General features: G+C 71.9%; 1 pseudogene. It reads right to left on the bottom strand.

Annotated elements, in window-relative coordinates:
• Nucleotides 1-85: 85 nt before the first annotated feature.
• A pseudogene (locus ACZ6IM_RS41600) lies at nucleotides 86-262 on the bottom strand (transposase); the annotation flags it as partial.
• Between the last annotated feature and the right edge of the window lie 130 nt (nucleotides 263-392).

The following is a 392-nucleotide window of genomic DNA, read 5'->3' as shown; positions in this document are numbered from 1 at the left end:
GGGGACAGGCCACGGACACTGGCCTGGGCTTCATCCACTCCTTTCTGTCGTCTGCCACTTGATCAGTGCGACCTCGTGTCGCACCCCGCCACTTGCAGCCGGTGTCGACGACGTAGCGGATCGCGTCCACGATCTCGCGGCGGGGGTGCTTCTCGGGTCGGCCGCCTGCCTTCGTTTCGCAGGCCGGTGTCGGCAGCAGGGGTTCGATCAGAGCCCATTCGTCGTCCCAGGTGTCGGAGGGATAGCAGCGTCGCCGCGGCAACGGGTTTCCCTCCCTTCCAGGACAGAGGCGGGGCCGGCCGCTTCCCGGGCGGCCCCGGCGGGGGGGGGGGGTGGGAGGGGGCGGTAACGGGGGGGGAGGTCGACGGGGCGGGGCGGGGGGTGTGGGGGTG

The sequence above is a fragment of the Streptomyces sp. NPDC042336 genome (assembly GCF_055581985.1).
The sequence above is the reverse complement of the archived record's forward strand: the minus strand, read 5'-3'. Positions and strand labels throughout refer to the sequence as shown.